At 60.2% G+C, this 1,070-nt stretch carries 2 protein-coding genes; both read left to right on the top strand.

Annotated features, from left to right (window positions below):
* The first annotated feature begins 11 nt into the window (after positions 1-11).
* Positions 12-623, top strand: a complete 612-nt coding sequence (locus JTP94_RS14320; RefSeq protein ID WP_204851169.1) for an FMN-dependent NADH-azoreductase — start codon at positions 12-14, stop codon at positions 621-623.
* Positions 624-666: 43 nt separating this feature from the next.
* Entirely contained in the window at positions 667-1,062 is a 396-nt protein-coding gene (locus JTP94_RS14325) for a DoxX family protein (protein WP_204851168.1), read from the top strand.
* The last annotated feature ends 8 nt before the right edge of the window (positions 1,063-1,070 follow it).

Consider the following 1,070-nt stretch of genomic DNA (forward strand, 5'->3'; position numbering starts at 1 on the left):
GGATCTGTTCCATGACGACCATTCTGCATATCGATTCAAGCATTCTCGGCGGCTATTCGGTCAGCCGGACGTTGACCGCCGACATCGTCGCCAAGCAGCTGGCGCTTCATCCGGGCGCTCGGATCATCCGGCGTGATCTCGTCGTCGATGCGGCGATGCACCTCTCGGATGCCCACATGGCGGTCTTCCAGGGCGGCGAAGTCGGCAACCCCTCGCTTGGCCAGGACCTCGCCATCGGCGGCGCCTATATCGATGATCTCTTCGCTGCCGACATCATCGTCATCGGCGCGCCAATGTACAATTTTGCAATCCCCACGCAGCTGAAGGGTTGGGTCGATCGCGTTTGTGTCGCCGGACGCACCTTCCAGTACGGCGCCAACGGCCCTGAGGGACTGGTGAAAGGCAAAAAGGTCTTCGTGGCATCGGCTCGCGGCGGTGTTTACACGGGCGAGAGCCCGGCGGTCGGCCTCGATTATCAGGAAACCTACCTTCGCGCCGTCCTCGCCTTTATCGGCCTGACCGATGTCACAATCATCCGTGCGGAGGGCCTTGCGCTGGGCGAGGAAGCCAAGGCCGCAGCCGTCGCCGGCGCCAAGGCGCAGATCGAAGCACTCGCGGCCTAATTCTCTCTTCCTTTCACAAATACTTCGATATCAGGACCTGCAGATGCTCCAGACAACATATCTTCCAGCCATAGGCCGCCTACTGCTCGCCATCATGTTCATCCTCAGCGGGTTCGGCAAGATCGCGGCGCCGGAAGCCACCCAGGGGTATATCGCCTCCGTCGGCCTGCCCTTACCACTGCTTTCCTATCTGCTTGCGATCGTCATTGAAGTTGGCGGCGGTATCCTCCTAATCGTGGGCTACCAGGCCCGCATCGTCAGCCTTGTGATCGCAGCCTTCACTCTCGCGACGGCATTGTTCTTTCACAACAACTTCGCCGACCAGAACCAGATGATCCATTTTCTGAAGAACATCTCGATCATCGGCGGCCTTCTGCAGGTCGCGGCATTTGGAGCCGGCGCCATCAGTCTCGACGCCCGCCGTTTGCGCACTGCGTAAGTCGAGAG

Source organism: Martinezella lusitana (assembly GCF_016901135.1).
Classification (GTDB): domain Bacteria; phylum Pseudomonadota; class Alphaproteobacteria; order Rhizobiales; family Rhizobiaceae; genus Rhizobium; species Rhizobium lusitanum_D.

Coding starts and splice junctions, on each gene's coding strand:
- JTP94_RS14320 (WP_204851169.1), top strand. CDS start 12: ATGACGACCATTCTGCATATCGATTCAAGCATTCTCGGCGGCTATTCG.
- JTP94_RS14325 (WP_204851168.1), top strand. CDS start 667: ATGCTCCAGACAACATATCTTCCAGCCATAGGCCGCCTACTGCTCGCC.